Origin of the sequence: Lacicoccus qingdaonensis (assembly GCF_900101075.1) — a bacterium.
Classification (GTDB): Bacteria; Bacillota; Bacilli; order Staphylococcales; family Salinicoccaceae; genus Lacicoccus; species Lacicoccus qingdaonensis.
Window position 1 is genome coordinate 42,802 of sequence record NZ_FNFY01000010.1, and the last position, 18,128, is coordinate 60,929.

32 protein-coding genes are annotated in these 18,128 nt (G+C 42.4%); 31 read left to right on the forward strand and 1 reads right to left on the reverse strand.

Annotation, left to right across the window (positions count from 1 at the left end; genetic code table 11):
• Position 1: 1 nt before the first annotated feature.
• From BLR15_RS07190 to BLR15_RS07305, 25 genes are all read left to right on the forward strand, one after another.
• Complete coding sequence (locus tag BLR15_RS07190; RefSeq protein ID WP_092986074.1) at positions 2-307, forward strand: DUF771 domain-containing protein; 306 nt, start codon at positions 2-4, stop codon at positions 305-307.
• A 1-nt stretch (position 308) separates the two neighbouring features.
• The gene (locus BLR15_RS07195) at positions 309-527 is read left to right on the forward strand and encodes a hypothetical protein (protein ID WP_092986076.1); all 219 of its coding nucleotides are present in this window, start codon (positions 309-311) and stop codon (positions 525-527) included.
• A complete protein-coding gene (locus tag BLR15_RS07200; protein ID WP_092986078.1) occupies positions 524-724 on the forward strand; it encodes a hypothetical protein in 201 nt (66 codons plus the stop codon). Before BLR15_RS07195 ends, BLR15_RS07200 begins: the two co-directional genes overlap by 4 nt.
• Positions 724-867 carry a hypothetical protein gene (locus tag BLR15_RS14015; protein WP_176754084.1) on the forward strand — a complete coding sequence of 48 codons (144 nt, stop codon included), beginning with the start codon at positions 724-726 and terminating at the stop codon, positions 865-867. The genes BLR15_RS07200 and BLR15_RS14015 overlap by 1 nt, the downstream gene beginning before the upstream one ends.
• A complete protein-coding gene (locus tag BLR15_RS07205) occupies positions 864-1,106 on the forward strand; it encodes a hypothetical protein (protein WP_092986079.1) in 243 nt (80 codons plus the stop codon). Before BLR15_RS14015 ends, BLR15_RS07205 begins: the two co-directional genes overlap by 4 nt.
• Positions 1,099-1,281 carry a hypothetical protein gene (locus BLR15_RS07210; protein WP_092986080.1) on the forward strand — a complete coding sequence of 61 codons (183 nt, stop codon included), beginning with the start codon at positions 1,099-1,101 and terminating at the stop codon, positions 1,279-1,281. Before BLR15_RS07205 ends, BLR15_RS07210 begins: the two co-directional genes overlap by 8 nt.
• Positions 1,274-1,471: a hypothetical protein gene (locus BLR15_RS07215; RefSeq protein WP_092986082.1), complete on the forward strand. Its 198-nt coding sequence runs from the start codon at positions 1,274-1,276 to the stop codon at positions 1,469-1,471. The genes BLR15_RS07210 and BLR15_RS07215 overlap by 8 nt, the downstream gene beginning before the upstream one ends.
• A complete protein-coding gene (locus BLR15_RS07220; protein WP_092986084.1) occupies positions 1,468-1,683 on the forward strand; it encodes a hypothetical protein in 216 nt (71 codons plus the stop codon). The genes BLR15_RS07215 and BLR15_RS07220 overlap by 4 nt, the downstream gene beginning before the upstream one ends.
• Entirely contained in the window at positions 1,684-1,869 is a 186-nt protein-coding gene (locus tag BLR15_RS07225) for a hypothetical protein (protein ID WP_092986086.1), read from the forward strand.
• 72 nt (positions 1,870-1,941) lie between these two features.
• Complete coding sequence (locus BLR15_RS07230; RefSeq protein ID WP_092986088.1) at positions 1,942-3,900, forward strand: AAA family ATPase; 1,959 nt, start codon at positions 1,942-1,944, stop codon at positions 3,898-3,900.
• Positions 3,900-4,082, forward strand: coding sequence for a hypothetical protein (locus tag BLR15_RS07235; protein WP_092986090.1), 183 nt, complete (start codon positions 3,900-3,902; stop codon positions 4,080-4,082). The genes BLR15_RS07230 and BLR15_RS07235 overlap by 1 nt, the downstream gene beginning before the upstream one ends.
• Positions 4,082-5,014 (forward strand): RecT family recombinase, encoded by a 933-nt coding sequence (locus BLR15_RS07240; RefSeq protein ID WP_092986092.1) that lies wholly within the window; start codon positions 4,082-4,084, stop codon positions 5,012-5,014. Before BLR15_RS07235 ends, BLR15_RS07240 begins: the two co-directional genes overlap by 1 nt.
• The gene (locus tag BLR15_RS07245) at positions 5,014-5,715 is read left to right on the forward strand and encodes an MBL fold metallo-hydrolase (RefSeq protein WP_092986094.1); all 702 of its coding nucleotides are present in this window, start codon (positions 5,014-5,016) and stop codon (positions 5,713-5,715) included. Before BLR15_RS07240 ends, BLR15_RS07245 begins: the two co-directional genes overlap by 1 nt.
• Positions 5,716-5,751: 36 nt before the next feature.
• Positions 5,752-6,225: a hypothetical protein gene (locus BLR15_RS07250; RefSeq protein ID WP_176754085.1), complete on the forward strand. Its 474-nt coding sequence runs from the start codon at positions 5,752-5,754 to the stop codon at positions 6,223-6,225.
• Positions 6,222-6,437, forward strand: a complete 216-nt coding sequence (locus tag BLR15_RS07255; RefSeq protein ID WP_092986098.1) for a hypothetical protein — start codon at positions 6,222-6,224, stop codon at positions 6,435-6,437. The genes BLR15_RS07250 and BLR15_RS07255 overlap by 4 nt, the downstream gene beginning before the upstream one ends.
• A complete protein-coding gene (locus BLR15_RS07260; protein ID WP_143003939.1) occupies positions 6,421-6,924 on the forward strand; it encodes a hypothetical protein in 504 nt (167 codons plus the stop codon). The genes BLR15_RS07255 and BLR15_RS07260 overlap by 17 nt, the downstream gene beginning before the upstream one ends.
• A gap of 106 nt (positions 6,925-7,030) precedes the next feature.
• Positions 7,031-7,888 carry a phage replisome organizer N-terminal domain-containing protein gene (locus BLR15_RS07265; protein WP_092986102.1) on the forward strand — a complete coding sequence of 286 codons (858 nt, stop codon included), beginning with the start codon at positions 7,031-7,033 and terminating at the stop codon, positions 7,886-7,888.
• Positions 7,889-7,900: 12 nt separating this feature from the next.
• A complete protein-coding gene (locus BLR15_RS07270) occupies positions 7,901-8,692 on the forward strand; it encodes an ATP-binding protein (protein ID WP_092986104.1) in 792 nt (263 codons plus the stop codon).
• A complete protein-coding gene (locus BLR15_RS07275; RefSeq protein ID WP_092986106.1) occupies positions 8,693-8,971 on the forward strand; it encodes a hypothetical protein in 279 nt (92 codons plus the stop codon). It begins immediately after the preceding gene.
• Positions 8,972-8,975: 4 nt separating this feature from the next.
• On the forward strand, positions 8,976-9,269 hold the full coding sequence (locus BLR15_RS07280) for a hypothetical protein (protein WP_092986108.1): 294 nt from the start codon (positions 8,976-8,978) through the stop codon (positions 9,267-9,269).
• Positions 9,260-9,601, forward strand: a complete 342-nt coding sequence (locus tag BLR15_RS07285) for a hypothetical protein (RefSeq protein ID WP_092986110.1) — start codon at positions 9,260-9,262, stop codon at positions 9,599-9,601. The genes BLR15_RS07280 and BLR15_RS07285 overlap by 10 nt, the downstream gene beginning before the upstream one ends.
• Before the next feature lie 10 nt (positions 9,602-9,611).
• Positions 9,612-10,031: a DUF1064 domain-containing protein gene (locus BLR15_RS07290; protein ID WP_176754086.1), complete on the forward strand. Its 420-nt coding sequence runs from the start codon at positions 9,612-9,614 to the stop codon at positions 10,029-10,031.
• Between the two features lie 107 nt (positions 10,032-10,138).
• Entirely contained in the window at positions 10,139-10,642 is a 504-nt protein-coding gene (locus tag BLR15_RS07295) for an EMC3/TMCO1 family protein (protein ID WP_092986114.1), read from the forward strand.
• Between the two features lies 1 nt (position 10,643).
• Entirely contained in the window at positions 10,644-11,024 is a 381-nt protein-coding gene (locus BLR15_RS07300; protein WP_092986116.1) for a hypothetical protein, read from the forward strand.
• A 19-nt stretch (positions 11,025-11,043) separates the two neighbouring features.
• Positions 11,044-11,484 (forward strand): hypothetical protein, encoded by a 441-nt coding sequence (locus tag BLR15_RS07305; RefSeq protein WP_092986118.1) that lies wholly within the window; start codon positions 11,044-11,046, stop codon positions 11,482-11,484.
• Positions 11,485-11,560: 76 nt separating this feature from the next.
• Here the strand turns inward: BLR15_RS07305 and BLR15_RS07310 are convergent, their stop codons facing one another.
• Complete coding sequence (locus BLR15_RS07310) at positions 11,561-12,172, reverse strand: hypothetical protein (RefSeq protein WP_092986120.1); 612 nt, start codon at positions 12,170-12,172, stop codon at positions 11,561-11,563.
• A 220-nt stretch (positions 12,173-12,392) separates the two neighbouring features.
• Between BLR15_RS07310 and BLR15_RS07315 the strand changes: the two genes are divergently transcribed.
• The 6 genes from BLR15_RS07315 to BLR15_RS07340 all read left to right on the forward strand — a co-directional run bounded on the left by BLR15_RS07315 (position 12,393) and on the right by BLR15_RS07340 (position 18,115).
• Complete coding sequence (locus BLR15_RS07315; RefSeq protein ID WP_092986122.1) at positions 12,393-12,743, forward strand: HNH endonuclease; 351 nt, start codon at positions 12,393-12,395, stop codon at positions 12,741-12,743.
• 165 nt (positions 12,744-12,908) lie between these two features.
• Positions 12,909-13,241, forward strand: coding sequence for a P27 family phage terminase small subunit (locus tag BLR15_RS07320; protein ID WP_092986124.1), 333 nt, complete (start codon positions 12,909-12,911; stop codon positions 13,239-13,241).
• Positions 13,242-14,921, forward strand: coding sequence for a terminase TerL endonuclease subunit (locus tag BLR15_RS07325; protein ID WP_092986126.1), 1,680 nt, complete (start codon positions 13,242-13,244; stop codon positions 14,919-14,921).
• Positions 14,922-16,124, forward strand: a complete 1,203-nt coding sequence (locus BLR15_RS07330; protein WP_245696669.1) for a phage portal protein — start codon at positions 14,922-14,924, stop codon at positions 16,122-16,124.
• Entirely contained in the window at positions 16,121-16,942 is an 822-nt protein-coding gene (locus BLR15_RS07335; protein WP_092986128.1) for a head maturation protease, ClpP-related, read from the forward strand. Before BLR15_RS07330 ends, BLR15_RS07335 begins: the two co-directional genes overlap by 4 nt.
• A 21-nt stretch (positions 16,943-16,963) precedes the next feature.
• Positions 16,964-18,115 carry a phage major capsid protein gene (locus BLR15_RS07340; RefSeq protein WP_092986130.1) on the forward strand — a complete coding sequence of 384 codons (1,152 nt, stop codon included), beginning with the start codon at positions 16,964-16,966 and terminating at the stop codon, positions 18,113-18,115.
• Positions 18,116-18,128 lie beyond the last annotated feature (13 nt).

Genomic DNA, 18,128 nt, shown 5'->3' on the forward strand with positions numbered 1-18,128 from the left:
CATGCAATCCTTCGATGTACAAATCACAATCCCCGAAGACTATGTACTGATTAAGAAAATCGAATACGAAGACTTAATCAAAAACGATTTAACTGGCAAGTATTTATCTGTAAAGGACATCTGTGAATTAACCGGGAAGTCGCAAACGTTCATACGAGAGAATTTGCTCAACGACCCGAGACGCTTGAAAGAGATTGAAGCATTTTCGCACTTTCCGCAAACTCAGGGCGACCGCTGGTCGTTCAAAGCAAAGGAAATGCGTGAGTATCTGGACAAAGAGTTTTTACCAATACTAAGGAGGGTTTGAAATGAATTACGAAAAACTATCATTTGTCGATGACCTGGGACGGCTTGTAGAACGTGATGTATTAATTATCAAATGCGAAGAGTGTGACGAAAAAGTAGCTTGTACAGGTTTTACCAACTCATGTTTCTGTGGTGCTGATTATGACTCTAATGGGGACAAGCTGGCAGACCGCAGTCAATGGGGTTATGAAACCGGAGAAAATTGGAGGGACATCATATGAAATACCTACTACCAATCACAGCAGTTACAACTGGCTTAATCGCATATGCTGTTTATAGGTCAAAACGTAAAACTGAATGGATCCCGCTCGATGTCAAAAGGATGATCCCCGACAACTACTCACTTGGTCGTCACGGTCACGGACATAAAAACAGCATTTCATTAACTTCAATATTGAATGACGAGGTGGGCTACTAATGGCATATCTATCATTATTCTTAATCGCTGTTGCAGTCGGCTTATTCGCAGGTAACACACCAATGATTGTATTGGGTGCTTTTACATTCATCGCAGGGTTCTGGGTGATGTTGAGAAGTGTAAATAAGGAGGATTTTGAATGAAAATCAGTGAATTAATCAAGGATTTAGAAAAGGCTCGTGAGATTCACGGAGATATAGAAGTGAAGATGCAAGTGCGTTCTTTAGCAGGAAGATATGAAGTTCCGATAGAGGTAAAGGTTTCCAGAGGAGTGTCAAAGTCCGAAATTAATGTCGATGAAGAATTCGTATATGCAGCACCGCCGCTTCTAATTATCAAAGAGCATCCGGAAACGGTGGAGGATGGTGATTCAGATGACTAGACCAGAATCACAGCGCCCGAAGTGGAGCAAGCACCAAATTCATCCGGATAAGCCGCCGGTTGAGCAGCAAAATGAAGCCAGTCGAAAAGCTTACGACCAAGAAATGGATCATTACGAAAGATATTTAAAAGCTTTGAACAAAGACAATGGCATCGGGAGGCAGAAAGATGATTGATAAATTACTTGAAGAAAATCGCCTGTTAAGGGTCGCAAACGACAAGTTGCAAGCAGAGAAAGAGGAGTTGTTGAAAATTAATGAGAATAATGCAAGTGAGTACATGGATTTGATGGCGAAATACAACAGCCTCATCGAATTAAAACGCGCTCCATTACCCGACATATTAAAGAGAGAGGTGAGCGAATGATTAAAGAATTACAACTCGTCAACGCCGATACAGGTGTCGCTGAACACTTTGAGTTACATGAGGTGGATAAGGACAAGCGCGGCAAGGTGCGGGCGGTCAAGCTGTTCCAGAACGGTGAATTGGACACTTACACGAAGACCGGGAACGCGCTGTTCTACTCGGACAGGAAAACAGTGAGCATCCCTCGGTGGGTGCTGGAGGAGGTGAGGTAAATGAACATGGATTTCTTCGAATACAAACATCTACCAGAACACTTACAGGAAGTTAGTAAGCCATTGGGTGAACTCGCAAAACAAATGGATGAGTCGCTCATAGCTGGCGACGAAAAAGAGGCGGGAATGAGAAAACTCCTTGAAGCGAAAGACTGCTTCGTGAGAGCAAAGTTAGAAGAGAAATAAAAAAGACACGCTCTGCAAAGCGTGCCATCAACAAACTATCTACCGGAATTATAACACATTAGGAGGATTAGCATGAAACTCAAATTAAAATCATTGTCCATCAAGGACTTTGCCGGCATTAAAAATGAGTCGTTCAACTTTGATGGCAAGGATGCCAAAATCTACGGCGACAATGCGACAGGCAAGACGACTACTGCCATTGCGCTCAACTGGCTCCTGTTTGATAAAGGGCTTGAGGGGCAGAAAATCGACATCGTGCCGAAGGATGAGAACAACGACCATATCCATGAGCTTGTGCCGACCGTTGAAGCAGTGTTCGACATGGACGACAATGCACTGACATTAAAAAGAGAATCCCATCCGAATTATGAAAAGGTTGAAGGTTCCACGAAGAAACATTATAAAAACTCTCGTTCCACCAAGCAGTACATCGACGAGGTGCCATTCCCGATTACCAAATACAAAGCAGAGATTAACAAAATTATTGATGAAGAGGTATTCAAGCTTGTGACCAATCCTGACGCCTTCCCCCAGCTGCACTGGCAGGATAAGCGCAAAATGCTATTCGAAATTGCAGGCGACGTGTCCGATGAGGATGTCATTAATAGTAATTCAGAACTTAAAGACCTACTCGAAGTTATTAACCGTCGAGAAATCGAAGATGAAAAGAAAGTGGTCAATGAGCAGCTGAAAAAAGCACGTGAGGATCTGGAACATATTCCGGTCAAAATCAATACTTTGAACGAGCAGTTAAGTGATGATGAACTGGACGAGCCACTCATTGATAAAACCATAAATCAAATTAACGAAGAAATTGAGTTACTGAAAGATAAGCGTACTCAGATTGAGCACGGCGGTGCAGTCATCGAAATCAAGCGTGAGATTGATGAAATCCAGTACAAGATGGACAACTTGAAGCGTGAGGTAGAGACGGGCGCACAGGATAAAGTGAACGGTCTGCAGCGTGAATTAGAGTCTCTTGAGAGTGATGTCAGCATCTATGAATCCCGCCAGAATCGCACGTTTGAAGATATTAAGGATTTAACAGCTCGTAAAGACTCGAAGCTCAAAGAATATAAAGAGCTTGCTACCGAGCGTGACAATGTGCAGGCTGATCAGTTTGAAGTAAATGAAGATGAATCCATCTGTTCACACTGTGGCCAGCCACTCCCTGAACACGATGCAGAAAAATCCGTTGAACATGCACAGGCTGAATTTAATAAACGTAAATCGAATAAGCTCGAAAGTATCAATGCAGAAATGGAGCGTGTCGTTGAAGCGGGTAAATCTCTCGGTTCTGCCATTAAGCATAACGAATCGGAAGTTGAAGAATTCAAAAAGAAGATTGCTGATAAAGAGAAAGAAATCAGCCTGCTGTCTGTTCGTCTGGATAAGGCCAAAACATCCATTGTGAAGGTCGAGTTGAACAGTGAGTATAAAACCCTTCAAAAAGAAAAGACGGCACTGGAATCAAAGCTGGGCGACGAGAAACAGACTACAGAATCGAAGGTAGCAGACCTCACTCAACAAATTACTGTTAAGCAGGGTGAACTAGATAAGGTTCAAGAACAGAAGGCATCTGTTAAACATCAGCAACAATTGAAGCAGTCCATAGATGATTATCGCAAGGAAGAAGAAAGCATCCTCGACACCATCGAGGACTTGAAATATCGAAAGCATCTGATTGATCAGTTTACGAAAACGAAGGTCAATCTGATTACTGAAAAGGTCAACAGCATGTTCGACCTTGCGAGATTCAAATTGTTCCACACGCAAGTGAACGGCGACATCAAGGAGACGTGTGAGATTATGGTTGACGGCGTGACGTATGACGGCGGTCTGAATAATGCTATGAGGATAAATGCCGGTTTAGACATTATCGGTGTCCTATCAAAGCATTTCGAAGTGGAAGCGCCTTGCTTTGTCGATAACAGCGAGGCAGTGACACAGCTGAAAGAAATACCGTCACAACAAATTCAGCTCATCGTCAGTGAGCCGGATAAAAAATTGAGATTGGAAGTGAATCAATAATGAAAAAGAAATTCGAAATCGCAGTTCATGGATGTGACGACTCAACATGCATTGAATACGACCTGACCGAAGAGCAGATGGAGCTTGTTGAAGATATAGCGATAAAAATTACTGAAGCGTCTAGTTACGCTTGCATGCCAGTTATGGACATTAAATTAATCATGGAAGAGGAGAATAAGTAATGACTGAAAACACTAAATTGCAAAAGGTAGAACAACAATTACTCGACGAAAAAAACGTATCGGACAGCGTACTGAACAAGGTGCGTGTCCTCGAAAATCAAGGGAACCTGGAGCTTCCAGCAAACTATTCACCATCCAATGCAATGAAACAGGCATGGCTCACAATCAGCCAGGATAAGAAGCTCATGGACACATCGGACACCAGTAAAGCGAATGCGCTGTTAGACATGGTCACACAAGGTTTGAACCCTGCGAAGAAACAAGCATATTTCATTCCTTACGGCAATAAAATGCAACTCCAAAGAAGTGTGCACGGGAATGTGATGCTGCTTAAAAGGGACGCCGGGACAAAAGACATTACGTTTCAACCGATTTATGAAGGTGATGATTTCACTTATGAGATTGATGAGAACGGCTATATCGTAAATCCAAGACTCAAACAAAAATTTGGAAATATCAATAAAGATAAAATCGTCGGTGGCTATGCAACTATCATATTTGATAATAAACAAAATCATATTGAGGTCATGACCATTGACCAAATTGAACAAGCGTGGATGCAGTCATCGATGATCAAAGACAGAGATGCACTGAAACGTTCAAAAACGCATAACAACTTTAAAGAAGAAATGGCACGTAAGACCGTCATCAACCGTGCTGCCAAACGCTATATCAATACTTCCACTGATGAAGGGCTACTCAAGTTTGCTCAGGAAGCCGATGACCGCCAAAGAAAAGAAGTGTTTGATGCGGATGTCGAAGAAGGGCAAGCATCAGAAATCCTTGATATTCCCGACGACTTTGAAGATGCCGAAATTCAGGAAGTACCAGCGCATGATAAAGAAACTGGCGAAGTAAAAGAGCAGAATCAAGAAGAAAATCCATTTGCGAATGCAGACCAGGCATCGTTTGACGATGATCAGCCGTTCTGATGGATATTCAAATTATTGGCAGTGGGTCGTCTGGTAACAGTTATAAGATTTCAGACGGCCAAACGGCCATCCTCCTGGAAGCCGGCATACAATTTAAGAAGGTACAGCAGGCACTCAAGTTTAAAACGAGACAGATTAAGGCAGTTTTCATTACTCACGAGCACCTTGATCATTCTAAGTATGTGATGGATTTCTTGAAGAACGGATTGGATGTTTATATGACAGCAGGAACGAAAGAGGCACTCGGCATCAGCCATTACAGATTACACACGATCGAGTACAGAGAAGTCATCAGGATTGGCTCATTTACAGTGATGCCATTCGAGGCACAGCACGATGTCGCTGAACCATGCAGTTATTTGATTAAATCGGGCGACAGCAAGCTCCTGTTTGCCACAGATACGTATTACATCAAATATACGATTCCCGGCCTCACACACATGCTTTTAGAGGTCAATCATGACTATGGATATATGATGGAGAACGTTGAAAAGGGCATCATTCACAAGGCACTGGCAAACAGAATTATGAAGTCGCATTTGAACATAGACAATGCCATCAAATATTTAAAGTCCAGCGACCTATCGAAGTTACGAGAAATCACAATGATCCACCTGTCAAAAGATAATGCCAAAGCGAATGAGTTTAAAGAAAGAATACAAAAAGTGACTGGTGTTCCGGTCAAAATTGCGGGGCGATGAAATGTGACTGTGTACGAATTGACATACCATGCAGAAATGAGGATAAAGCAACGCGTCGGCATCCAGAAATCTAAGAATCGGACCATGATGGAAAACGCAAAAAACTGGATCAATTCCGTTATGCCGCATTCAAGCTTAACAGCAATTGATGACGATGGCAGACGACACTATAAATTTAAAGAATTTAATATTATCTGCAAGGAAAATAAAGTTATCACCGTATCGTATTACAAAGATGCATCAAGGGAGCTGGCCGACGAAATACAAGAGATTGTCAGCAAGCGTGTCGACAAGCAATTAAAACCGTTAAAACGAGAATATAGAACGAAAGCCATCAAGATGCACGAGGCGGAAATCAAACGTCTGAAATCATATAATCCAAAATCGATAGAAACCATATCAGGAGAGATAGAACAGTTGAAAGATGAAGTTTCCATATTAAAACATAAAATCGATGACTTTGAGGCTTTGACGCACCGATTCAAGCATTATGGGAGGCTGGTGGAATGAAAACGACAAACAACCTGGTCGCAGGTGAAGCAAATTTCATCATGCGCCATCTGGTACGTACTCAAACCAATAAATATAACAAAAGCTTTTATGATGGAAAATTCTTCAGGACACTGCACAAAACACTTAAAGGTAAGTTGCCAAATCATAAGATTAAAACTTGGGATGATGACGAATATTATGTGATGAGGATTGATGAAGATGATCAGTAAGCAGGTCAGCCCTAAAAATTACTATGAAATGAGAATCGAAGATGAATTTTATTACGGCACAGTTGACGAGTTGGTTGAGAAGACTGGTTTAGACCAAAGGCATATACGCCGTTATGTTCATCAGCCGACAGCAAATCGGGAGACGATAAAAATCGGTCGCATGTACCCCGTTTACCAAGTGGCCAACACGCACGACGGAACTGTTGTTGCAAAGGGCACGAAAAACGCACTTGCTAAGAAATTAGGTATGCAGAACCCTGATTCACTGCACAACTCAAGCAGGTATGATATTTCATCGACGAGCGAATATGTATACGTCGCTGATACCGTCGGTGAGCAACTTGAAGACAGTAAGCATAATAAAGCATCTGAACCGCCGAAAGAAAGTCGTGTCATCTTGACGAGCAATATGGATTTTTACTGGCGGATGGTGTTTAGAGATATGTTCAGGGGATGGGGTGGTGACAATGAGCGCCCTGGCGTTTGAGATCATAGTCATCTATGCCTTGATGGTATATATCGCACTGGCAATACCCATCTTGATTGTGCTCGGGATTTTGATTTGGAATTGGAGAGGGAAGTGAGGATGAATAATGGCCCAAATACAGTGGATAAAACTTAAAGTCGATATGTTCGACAATGAAAAAATCAAGCTGATTGAAGCCATGCCCGACGCGGATAGTATTTTGGTTATTTGGATAAAGCTGCTTACTTATGCAGGCAAAACGAATTCAAGCGGCTATATCCTTTTGACCGAAACGATACCGATGAATGAAGAAGAAATCGCAACGATATTCAACAGACCACTAAATACTGTTCGTTACGCTCTTCAGGTATTTGAACGGTATGGAATGATCAATCGTGAGGACGACGTTATAAAGATAAAGAATTGGGAAAATCATCAGAACGTTGAGGGCATGGAAAGAGCAAGAGAACAAGCGAAATTAAGGAAGAGAAAACAGCGAGAAAGGGAGCGTGAAGCACAGAATAAGATGCCTGAAAGTGACCAAAATAAACAAAGTCACGTGATGTCACGTGACAGTCACGCTACAGAGAGAGAAAGAGAGAGAGAAGAAGACTTAGATAAAGAATTAGATATAGAGAAAGAGAGAGAAGAAGAGAAAAAAGATTCTCTCTCCTACAATCAGGAAGTTTATGATGTCTTGAATAAAAGAGGAATCGACATGAGTAATGCTCAAGCCTGTTTTAAAATCAGTCAGAAAATGAGTGGCATTGATGATATTCAGTATCTCCATAAAGCGATAGATGTCGCAGATAACAAGGGCGTACTCAAAGCACCTTACGTTTTACGAATCATTGAGAATTGGTTCGAAGATGGCAAAACATCTTACGAAGCCTTGATGCAGTACGAAAATAAGAGTAACAAACCAAAATACGGCACTCCCAACGACGAAGAAACTCGTAATCAATATAAAAACCTAGGATTTTAAGGAGGGGTCAAAATGGAAGAAATCGCAAAATTCATGGCAGAACACAAAATCATTGATACGCAGGTCGAGCATACGGACATTGAGTGTCTAGGGTGCGGCAGGGAGATACAGAGGGTCATCATCACATTCGAAGGCGGTTCCCAAAAGATGAATGAGGCCGGTTGCATGTGTGAGGCAAATCGTAAAGCGCAAGAAAGACAACGTGAACTGAATGCACGAGATTATGATCGGTTTTCTGTCATTCAAAATGAGTACCTGGAAAAATCATTCGATAATTATATTGTCAATAGCGATGATGAAGAACAAAAGAAGATGCAATCTGAAGCACTCAAATTTACTAAACACTATGCATTGAATTTCAGTTCGCATCTTAAAGAGAAACAGAATCTTTTTATTCAGGGCACGTTTGGAACTGGCAAGACACATCTTGCTGCTGCCATTCGAAATGAAGTATCAAAGCAAAATTATAAAGTGTTATTTATTTCACTGCCAAACTACATCGAAGCACTCAAGAAAGAGTTTCGAGATAAATCGAACCATCACTCAATTTATAAATGGGCAACTGAAGCCGATCTTTTAATTCTGGATGATGTGGGTGCGAATCGTATGAATGAGTTCGCAATATCAGAATTGTTCAGGCTCGTCGATGCTCGCATTGATAAATGCACTGTGTACACCACAAACATGACGAGTGAAGAATTTACCCAGACAAAAGAACTGAATAGGATCTTATCTCGTATGGTGAATCGCGCTAAAGCTATTGTCATCAAAGGCGCAGATTATAGACGAAAGGGGCTGATGTAAATGAAAACAATCAATGACATCGACATGATTATATTCCCAAAAACGCCGCACGATATCATGTATGAAAAATTAATGGCGCAGGATGAAATCACAAAATCAGACGTGCAGTCGCTCGACATGTTCAATGATCACTACATCGACAAACTGTTCAATGCCGGCCAACGCATGGTTTGCGACAAGATGTTTGAAGCGATGACGAGAGAGGGCATCACGACCGTCGAGCCTGAGATTAATAAAGAGTCCGAGCAGTGGTTTACGGGCTTGGATCGGTGGAGGTGATGGGATGAGAGAAGAGCGTAAGCCGATATTCAAAGTTAATAGGCATATGCATCCCGAGTTCTGGGGTGTATCGGATGAAGAAGCATTAAGGCAGATGGCAGAGTTCAGCGCCAAACTGGATGCTGAAAGGTACAAGGCTGAGGCGTGGGACAAGCTGAAAGATAGCCTTAAAGATATGGTAACGGCCTTAGCCAGACAATCCAGGGCTAACCACTCAAGGATCGCGACCGTGAAAAGTATGCTTGGCCTTATGGATGTTATTTATAAAGAAATAGAGGAGGATGACCAATGGGGATGAATGCAATGATTCAAGCTCAATTGAACAATTCACTTCACGGGATTTTAAACTGCAGATGCGAAGGGAACTGCCTTTTAAAATCAATAGACCTTAATCATATCGATGGCGACGACGCTTTTCTGGAGGTTGAGCCTTACGATGCGGCTTTTAATCAATCCAATGTGGATGAAACCATCGACAGGACAAAGCGGGTATTGCTGAGGCGCAGGAAAGCTATTTCTAGGGCGTTAGGTGTAAAGCGGTTGTCTGTAAATTTCTATGACGAATGGACGATGAAAGATGCATTCGTGGTTGATCTTGAAGAAAACAAAATTACTTCATCAGTGAATTAGGAGGATCACATTGACTAAATACGGCGCAAATAAAACGGTCGTCAACGGCATCACATTCGATTCAAAGCAAGAGGCCGACTACTACGAGCACCTGCTTGCCAAACAAAAGGCGGGCTACATCAAAGAGATAGAGCTTCAGCCAGTCCTGAACATTATGCCAACCTTTAATTACTACGGCAAGAAACGCCGCAAGATGGATTACAAGCTCGACTTCCATGTCACCTATCATGATGACTACGAAGTGTGGATTGACATCAAAGGTTTTGCGACGGCAGATGCAAAGATGAAACGCAAGATTACCGAGTACATGCACAAAGATAAGCACATTATCTGGATAGCGAAGTCTTTAAAGTACGGCGACCGGTTCGGATGGATCGAATATGATGAATTGGTTAAAAAGAGGGCAGCAGATAAGAGAAAGAAGAAATAACCATTGGACATATCTAAATCCCCTTAAAATTATGGGGTAGATTAAGCGAGAATTTATATCATGTGAATGATTAAAGCGCTTAGAAAGAGAATTAAGGAGGTTTTAGGATGATTGTAGAAATTATATCAGCCTTGATGTTTTTCATTGCCCTTACTTTAATTAATGTATCGGTAATTTATAAATACCGACGGAAAATAAAGTGGTTCTTTAACGAAGTTTACAATAAGTCTCTCAAGCGCAGCACACCGCTCCAAAAAGAAATCAAGGCAGAGCAGAAAGAGATTAAACGACTGGAGCAGCACAAAGCGGATATGAAAGAACTTGAACGGTTGAAAGAGCAAAGAGAAAAGTTGTTTGAAGAAACGCGAAAATTCAAGGGAGTAGACCCAATGCCACATCTTAAAGCGATAGAAAAAATGAATTCACCTGAAGAAACAGATACTTTTATTTACGAATCAACGACTGGGTCAATCAGTCAATGCCCAGAATGCGAAACTGAAAACATAGCTAGTGCAATATCGTATGGCGTACTTCTGGATAGATATCATAACACATGCCTCGATTGTAATCACAAGTGGATGGCAGAAACTAAAATACTGGAGGACAAATAATATGACTACTGAAAACAAAATGAGAAACATTCAAGCAAGCGAGGAACTGATCACTAAAACATTCGGAGTGGACCACGACAAAGTTCTGTTCAACAAATTTAACATCACAGATAAACATCTAACATTTGACCTGGAATGGACAGAGACTGGAAACATATTGCAAGCGACCATTACTAAAGATGCAGTGAAGCCGAAGTTCACTTTGGAAAGCCAGGACGATGATTTCATCAAAGAGCAGATGACTCGACTGTTCGGAATGAAGACTGAGCTATTCGTCGATGAAGAAGACAAAGTTAACGATGACGTGTTCGGCCAGGATTATGATCCAGCGCGTGGCTATGTCGATAAACAGAATGATGAACAGATGACTCTGGAAGATTAAATATTGAGGGGTGTCGCAATTGTATTTGATAAACGACATACGACAAATCATAAACGATTACCACTGGAAGAAGCGACTCATTCAGTCTCAGGTGTATGAGATGGATTCTACTGCGACGAGTGCTTACGGCATCGAGTCATCACTACCAAAAGCACAGGGCGAGACGAGTGACAAAGTCTCGTCCATCGTCATAAAGAATGACAAAGAGAGTCGCAAGCTTGAAGCTCTGGTGAAAGAAGTGTCGTTTATTGATGAGCATGAGAAACATATAAACAGTGATAAAAACTTCCACATACTTCAGCTGTTGAAGCAGGGGGAAAGTAAGCAGAGAATTAAGATATTATTAAACATTAGTAACCGCAATCTGTACGAGAGGATTGACCAGGTCGTCATCATTTTATTTAACTCTCAACCCGGAACAAAGGAGAAACATGAGAAGAAAGAGAAAAAAGAGACATAAGAGAAAGAAGAAACACTATTTCTTTTTTGATATTCATTCGGATTATAATTACATTGCAAAGAAAAAGGCCGCTTCACTATTCAGTGTCGCGGTCTTTGTTTCGCTTTGATTCTTGTTCTTGATAGATGTAGCCAGACAGGGTGGCGAGCAACGCGATGTAACTAGGATCAGTAATGATACCGTGTGCGGTCAAAGTAAAATGCATAGTAACAATAAAATAATATCCGAACGCCTGGGAGTGAGTGAAAATTTTATTGGATATCCACTCCCAAAAAATAACCTTATCATCACTCAGGTCGTCACTAACTTCAGCGGTGGCAACATTCACGTAAAGTTGTCTGGTCATTATCTCATTAAGTACAGACTTGTTAAAAAGGGTGAAAGACTCACTCACCTCTTTGATGATTGAGATGTCCATTGCCTGAATTGCCGACTCAAATTGAGGAATAACTGCTGATGGCATCTCGAAACGAGGAGTGACCCTTTCAAAGAATGACTGATTGATGATCATCTTCTCTCTAAAACTTTCTGCGAAAGAAGTGTTCAATCTTATTTGTTCTCTTACAGGTTCGAGAGTACTGTCCATTTCTCGAACCGCTTGTTGGAGAGGGCTGATGTTATGGCTCGCTTCCATTGCCATTGCAGCGATGGAACTTGAATAATTAAATGCCGCTTTGACGCTTGCCATGCTAGCATCGAATTCATTGAAGTAACTAGAAATAGTATCACCTCACTTTCATAACGGTATTTATATTATACATCAGATCACAAAGTACACATCAAAAGTATCAAAGCAGAGTATCAGAGCCATCACCAATGTAACTGATCCACAATGCACAAACAAAACCAGATAAACCAAACCACATAACCAAATCTATTTCACCGTAGTGAAAGGAGTGAGCAGATGGATGAGTAGTGAAGTGACACCTGAAGAACAAGAGCGACGTGACTTCTACAACAACAAGAAGTGGCGATGGACAAGAGAGAGAATAAAGAAGAGAGACAACTATGAATGTCAGTGGTGTAAAGAAAAGGGAAGAGTAACCATCGACACTGGTGCACTCAATCGGAACGGTAGAAAGCGCAATGCATTGATTGTCCATCACATTAAAGAACGATTAGATCATCCTGAACTTGCGCTTGATGATGACAACTTAGTTACAGTTTGCTTTGAATGTCACGAGAGACATCACGAAAGATGGACAGAAAATAATTACAAGAGAAGAGAAAATAAGTGGTCGGCCGATGAAGTTTGGTAAGTCAAAGTAAAGATGAAAGGAAGTCAACCCCCCGCCTGCAACCAGATTGGTTTTATGTAAGGCGTGGAGAACCGGTGGAGGGGTATACGACTCTCCAAAGTCGGCAGAGAAAACCTTCACGCGATATTTATAAATCGGGGAGGGGGCTAAAGGAGGTGAAAAAAATTGGCGATTGCAATAAACAGACTTAGAAAATATTACATGGAACGCATCAATCAAAATGACTATTCAACTGTGGAAAACATTCAGAGGTATATAGATCTGGTCGAATTGTACAGGAGTATGCAAAAGAGTATAAAAGAAGATGGGGCAAGGATAGAGGTTGAAAATGGCAGTCAATCGTTCATCAAATCTCATCCTCTGATTAGCGATATGAAGAATATAAATGCACAGTTGATTAATCTTAAGAAAGATATTGATAAGGCGGTCAAGGAATATGAGTTGAAGTTGATTGAAAAAGAAAAGTCTAAAGAATATACATCGGAAGATTTGATTTAGATGACCAAAACTAAAACGCGTATTCCTAAACATGTCACAGATTACATCAATAAGTGCAGAAAGAATAAGCAAGGCATCAATAAAGACAGGCTGGCATTCTTCAACATACTCGAAGAGAATATCTTCCCTAAAGTCGAATCGGGAGAGTTGCACTTCGATGAACGGCAGATTGAGCAGTGCATTCAATTCATCGAAAAATGGCACTTCGAACTCAGGGATTTTCAAAAATACTTGGTCTCTTTCGTCTTTCTTTATGTCAGCGAAACTGGACGAGCGTACTACAAAGAGTTCCTATGGGTGATGGGTCGAGGCGCGGGTAAGAACGGCCTAGTTTCCGGTATCAGTCACTATATGATATCCGGCCTGCATGGCGTTCAAAATTATCACGGCACAGTTGTGGCCAACAGTGAGAAGCAGGCAAAGACAAGCTACAACGATATATACAACGTGGTACATGGCGATAGGTCGAAGAAGCTGATAAAGCTGTTTCCGGCCACAAAAACAGAGACTTTGTCCAGGGAAACAATGTCTGTATTCAACTTTGCAACATCGAATCCCGACACAAAAGACGGTGGCAGACAAGGCTTTCTGATATTCGATGAAATTCACCAATACGAAACATCCGAACTGATCAATGTGTTCCGGTCCGGTTTAGGTAAGGTCAAAGACGGCCGGACTTTTTACATCGGTTCTGAGGGGTACGTGAGGGATGGTTTCATGGATACACAGAAAGCCATTGCCGAGTCTGTGATTGAGGGGGAGCACCCTGATTCAAGATTGTTTCCTTTCATTTGCAAACTGGACGAAAGAGAAGAGTACGAAAACCCCGAACTGTGGTCGAAAGCCAATCCGATGCTTGAACGCCCGCTGAACGAATATGCCGAGATACTGCTTGAAGAAATCAAAGAGGAATTTATGAAACTACAATATGACGATTCGAGTCTGGTGGAATTTTTAACGAAGCGAATGAACTTCCCGGAAGAGGACCCGACAAAAACGGTGACGAGTTGGGAAAATATACAGAAGGCGAGTCGGCCGATGCCACTGCTGAACAATCGCACAGCAATCGTCGGTGTGGACTATGCGAACACAACGGACTTCGCGGCCGTTGGTTTTTTATTTAGGATTGATAATGATTACGTTTGGCACTCGCATCAGTTCGCTAGACAGGGTTTTCTTGACCGAATCAAGCTGAAGCCACCGATTAAAGAATGGGAGAAAGAAGGACACCTGACCATCGTCGACCGGCCGACAATCGAGCCGGAGTTACTCGTCGAGTGGGTACAACGCGAGGTGAAGCGCCTGAACATTCGGGTGCACAAGGTTATGATTGACCGATTTAGATATGATTTGACGCGACCAGCCTTTGAGGGGGCTGGTTTTAATTTAGAACCATTAAACTATATGCCGTCTGTCCACGCCCAGGTTTCACCGAGGATTGAGTTAATATTCAATAACCGTCAGGTCATCTGGGGAGATAATCCGCTGATGCGGTGGAATACACAAAACACTGCGGTCAAGATTAAAAAGGATGGAAATAAAGAATATATTAAAAAAGACCCCATCCGAAGAAAGACAGACGGCTTCCACGCATTCTTACACGCGTTGTTCAAATCCGACGAAATTGTTGGAAAAGATATCAAGAAGTCGATGGACATGATGGATCGCTTGCTTGGATAAATGGAGCCATCGAAAGGAGTGATGACCAGTGTGAATATATTCAATTTATTTAAAAGCAAAGACAACAAGATACGCATGAGCGAAATGGTGCTGATGGAAACAACGAATAGAGTGTACTTGAAGAATTTGGCACTCAACATCTGCATCAACTATGTAGCACGCACCATCGCAAACAGTGAGTTCCGCGTGATGAAGGACAAGCGCGTCGAGCGCAGTGTGCTGTATCACAAGCTAAACGTCCGGCCGAACACCGATTCGAGCGCTTCGGACTTCTGGCAACGCCTTGTATATAAGCTGATACGCGATAATGAGGTGCTTGTCGTCGTGACGGACACGGACGACCTCGTCATCGCAGACGATTTCCAAAGGCAACGTTACGCGCTGTATGAAGACCGGTTCACTGATGTGACCATTGAGGATTACACCTTCCAACGCAGTTTCATGATGGACGAAGTGCTCTATATCAATTATAACAACGAGCATCTGTCCACTTTTTTAGATGCGTTATACAACGATTACGGCAAACTGTTCGGGCAGATGCTCGACAACAGCATGAGGTTCAATCAGTTCCGTGGCGCGTTTAAGTTTTCAGACGGTGGCGCACTGGACGAAGACACATTCGAGAGACAGAAAAAACAGGTCGAGCGGCTGTCGCAGATATTCGAAAATAACTCGGTCGCCCTAGCACCGCTGACTGAAGGTATTGAAATCCAGGACTTGAGTACAAATTCGGCGCAACGCGACGAATCGATCAACAACCTGGTCAAGATGAAGCGGGATATGGTGGATGATGTGGCAAAGATTCTCGGCATCCCGACGAACCTGATCCACGGTGATGTGGCCGACCTGGAAAACACGATGGAGGCTTACATCAATTTTTGTGTGAATCCACTCATGAAACTGATTGCGGACGAACTGAACGCAAAGTTTTTCGAACCGGAAGAATACTTTGATGGGAACTATATCAACATCGTCGGCATCAACCGCATCGATCCACTGCGTAACGCCACAGCCGGTGACAGGCTTGTTTCGAGCGGGGTTTACAGCAGAAATGAAGTGCGCGAGAAATTCGGAGACGAAAGGGTGGATGATCCTGAAATGGACCGCTACATGGTGACGCGAAACTATCAATATGTAGATGACGATGAAGAAACGATTGAGGATAACTTAGTTGATTCAGATGAAGGGGGTGAAAATGAATGACAAAAAATATACTCATGATGAACCAAAAAAATGGAAAGGGCATCATCGATATTTACGGCGAGGTCGTGCCGGAATCATGGAGGTTCGAAGGGGAAATGAGCGCAACTCATTTCAAAGAGCAATTAGACCGTCTTAGTGACGTAGAAGAAATAACTGTCAACCTCAATTCGCCTGGCGGGAGCGTCTATGAAGGCTTAACAATATACAATATGTTAAAGCGTCATAAAGCACGCATAGTCGTCAATGTGGATGGATTGGCGGCGAGCATTGCTTCAGTCATAGCGATGGCTGGAGACGTGATACGAATGCCGGAAAACAGCATGCTAATGATACACAATGCTATGACGATGCAGATGGGTAACGCAGATGACATGAGGGAGACCGCTGAACTACTCGATAAAGTAAGTGGGTCGATTATGACAACCTACCTCAGCAAATCAAATAAAATAAATGAAGCAACACTAAAGGCGTTGATGGATGCAGAAACTTGGCTTACGGCAGATGAAGCATTGCATTACGGACTTGTTGATGAAGTGACTGCAACACGTGAATTAGTCGCATGTGCATCAGAAAAACAACTGAATGTGTTCAACAAGACACCTGAACGCTTCATGAAAATGGTTGAGACACCTGAAGAAGCAGATGAGGAAAGTAAAGAGACGAAGATTGACGAGGAAATAGAGCGCCGATTCAGTCAGTTGGAAGGCCGCATTGGCGCTATAGAACAAAAGTTGGAAGAGTTGACAGAAACAGAAGAAAATGAACCAGGGGACAGTGAGCCGGAAGCCAAAAATGGCTTTAGTCGGTTCGTATTTTAATTTATAGGAGGAATAAATAATATGGCTATAAAATTTGGAGATACAATGAAAAATTACCAGGAAAAGAAAGATGCATTTGTGAATGCAGTACAAGAAGGTGCAAATGACGAAAAACAAAACGAACTCTTTGGCGAAATGTTCGATGCAATGACAAACGACCTTTCAGACGAAGTGAGGAAGTCTGTTGCCGAAGAAAATTATGATTCAAGCGTATTAACGGCACGTGGCGCAAACACGCTTACAAACGAAGAGAAGAAGTTCTACAATGAATTAACAACTGATGTGGGTTACAAGGAAGAGTCCCTAATCCCAGAAACAATTCTAACGCGTGTATTCGATGAACTAGAGAATGAATATCCATTCCTTCAAACGATCAATATTGAAACGATGGGTGTACGCACGCGCATTATCGAAGCAGAACCAGAAGGACAGGTTGTGTGGGGTAAAATATTCGGCGATATCCGCGGTCAGTTGGATGCGGTGTTCACTGAACGCGACCTTACACTCGGAAAGGCAACTTGTTATGTCGTTTTACCGAAAGACTTGAAAGATACGGGTGTGACTTACATTGACGCGTTTGTCCGTGCGCAAATCCGAGAGGCTTACTCTGTAGCGTTTGCAAAGATGGCAATTGAAGGCCGCGGCGCAAATCAAAACGAACCTGTCGGACTGATGAAAGAAATTAATGCCGACACAGGCGCTGTGACAGATAAAACGTCTTCCGGCACACTAACTTTTGCAGATGCGGATACAGCAATCGAAGAGTTCACCGACGCACTTTCTAAACTGTCTGTATACGGCGAGAATGGCGATAAGTACAGAAATGTACGTGGTCGCGTGGCAGTTGCGGTCAATCCTGTCAATGCGCTGTTCGCTGAATCGAAATTCATGAAAGTGACAGAAAACAACGTGTATGTCACAGCAACGCCATTCGGTGTGGAAATTGTTGAAAATAAGTTCGTCCCTGCAGATAAAGCTGTTGTTTATATCAAAGACAATTACACGCTTGGTGTAGGCGGCGATAAGATTGTGAGAATGTACGACCAGACGCTTGCGATCGAGGATTGCGACTTGTATACAGCGAAACAGTTCGCATATGGTGAACCGAAGGATAACACTTCTTCACTCGTGTACGACCTCTCAATTGGTGGCGCCGAGCTTCCAGAAGTATAAAACAGCCTCATAT

What these genes read in the sequence shown, in the direction of transcription:
- BLR15_RS07190 (WP_092986074.1), top strand. Translation starts at nt 2, where the DNA reads ATGCAATCCTTCGATGTACAAATCACAATCCCCGAAGACTATGTACTG.
- BLR15_RS07195 (WP_092986076.1), top strand. Translation starts at nt 309, where the DNA reads ATGAATTACGAAAAACTATCATTTGTCGATGACCTGGGACGGCTTGTA.
- BLR15_RS07200 (WP_092986078.1), top strand. Translation starts at nt 524, where the DNA reads ATGAAATACCTACTACCAATCACAGCAGTTACAACTGGCTTAATCGCA.
- BLR15_RS14015 (WP_176754084.1), top strand. Translation starts at nt 724, where the DNA reads ATGGCATATCTATCATTATTCTTAATCGCTGTTGCAGTCGGCTTATTC.
- BLR15_RS07205 (WP_092986079.1), top strand. Translation starts at nt 864, where the DNA reads ATGAAAATCAGTGAATTAATCAAGGATTTAGAAAAGGCTCGTGAGATT.
- BLR15_RS07210 (WP_092986080.1), top strand. Translation starts at nt 1,099, where the DNA reads ATGACTAGACCAGAATCACAGCGCCCGAAGTGGAGCAAGCACCAAATT.
- BLR15_RS07215 (WP_092986082.1), top strand. Translation starts at nt 1,274, where the DNA reads ATGATTGATAAATTACTTGAAGAAAATCGCCTGTTAAGGGTCGCAAAC.
- BLR15_RS07220 (WP_092986084.1), top strand. Translation starts at nt 1,468, where the DNA reads ATGATTAAAGAATTACAACTCGTCAACGCCGATACAGGTGTCGCTGAA.
- BLR15_RS07225 (WP_092986086.1), top strand. Translation starts at nt 1,684, where the DNA reads ATGAACATGGATTTCTTCGAATACAAACATCTACCAGAACACTTACAG.
- BLR15_RS07230 (WP_092986088.1), top strand. Translation starts at nt 1,942, where the DNA reads ATGAAACTCAAATTAAAATCATTGTCCATCAAGGACTTTGCCGGCATT.
- BLR15_RS07235 (WP_092986090.1), top strand. Translation starts at nt 3,900, where the DNA reads ATGAAAAAGAAATTCGAAATCGCAGTTCATGGATGTGACGACTCAACA.
- BLR15_RS07240 (WP_092986092.1), top strand. Translation starts at nt 4,082, where the DNA reads ATGACTGAAAACACTAAATTGCAAAAGGTAGAACAACAATTACTCGAC.
- BLR15_RS07245 (WP_092986094.1), top strand. Translation starts at nt 5,014, where the DNA reads ATGGATATTCAAATTATTGGCAGTGGGTCGTCTGGTAACAGTTATAAG.
- BLR15_RS07250 (WP_176754085.1), top strand. Translation starts at nt 5,752, where the DNA reads ATGAGGATAAAGCAACGCGTCGGCATCCAGAAATCTAAGAATCGGACC.
- BLR15_RS07255 (WP_092986098.1), top strand. Translation starts at nt 6,222, where the DNA reads ATGAAAACGACAAACAACCTGGTCGCAGGTGAAGCAAATTTCATCATG.
- BLR15_RS07260 (WP_143003939.1), top strand. Translation starts at nt 6,421, where the DNA reads ATGAAGATGATCAGTAAGCAGGTCAGCCCTAAAAATTACTATGAAATG.
- BLR15_RS07265 (WP_092986102.1), top strand. Translation starts at nt 7,031, where the DNA reads ATGGCCCAAATACAGTGGATAAAACTTAAAGTCGATATGTTCGACAAT.
- BLR15_RS07270 (WP_092986104.1), top strand. Translation starts at nt 7,901, where the DNA reads ATGGAAGAAATCGCAAAATTCATGGCAGAACACAAAATCATTGATACG.
- BLR15_RS07275 (WP_092986106.1), top strand. Translation starts at nt 8,693, where the DNA reads ATGAAAACAATCAATGACATCGACATGATTATATTCCCAAAAACGCCG.
- BLR15_RS07280 (WP_092986108.1), top strand. Translation starts at nt 8,976, where the DNA reads ATGAGAGAAGAGCGTAAGCCGATATTCAAAGTTAATAGGCATATGCAT.
- BLR15_RS07285 (WP_092986110.1), top strand. Translation starts at nt 9,260, where the DNA reads ATGGGGATGAATGCAATGATTCAAGCTCAATTGAACAATTCACTTCAC.
- BLR15_RS07295 (WP_092986114.1), top strand. Translation starts at nt 10,139, where the DNA reads ATGATTGTAGAAATTATATCAGCCTTGATGTTTTTCATTGCCCTTACT.
- BLR15_RS07300 (WP_092986116.1), top strand. Translation starts at nt 10,644, where the DNA reads ATGACTACTGAAAACAAAATGAGAAACATTCAAGCAAGCGAGGAACTG.
- BLR15_RS07310 (WP_092986120.1), bottom strand. Translation starts at nt 12,172, where the DNA reads ATGGCAAGCGTCAAAGCGGCATTTAATTATTCAAGTTCCATCGCTGCA.
- BLR15_RS07315 (WP_092986122.1), top strand. Translation starts at nt 12,393, where the DNA reads ATGAGTAGTGAAGTGACACCTGAAGAACAAGAGCGACGTGACTTCTAC.
- BLR15_RS07325 (WP_092986126.1), top strand. Translation starts at nt 13,242, where the DNA reads ATGACCAAAACTAAAACGCGTATTCCTAAACATGTCACAGATTACATC.
- BLR15_RS07330 (WP_245696669.1), top strand. Translation starts at nt 14,922, where the DNA reads ATGGAGCCATCGAAAGGAGTGATGACCAGTGTGAATATATTCAATTTA.
- BLR15_RS07335 (WP_092986128.1), top strand. Translation starts at nt 16,121, where the DNA reads ATGACAAAAAATATACTCATGATGAACCAAAAAAATGGAAAGGGCATC.
- BLR15_RS07340 (WP_092986130.1), top strand. Translation starts at nt 16,964, where the DNA reads ATGGCTATAAAATTTGGAGATACAATGAAAAATTACCAGGAAAAGAAA.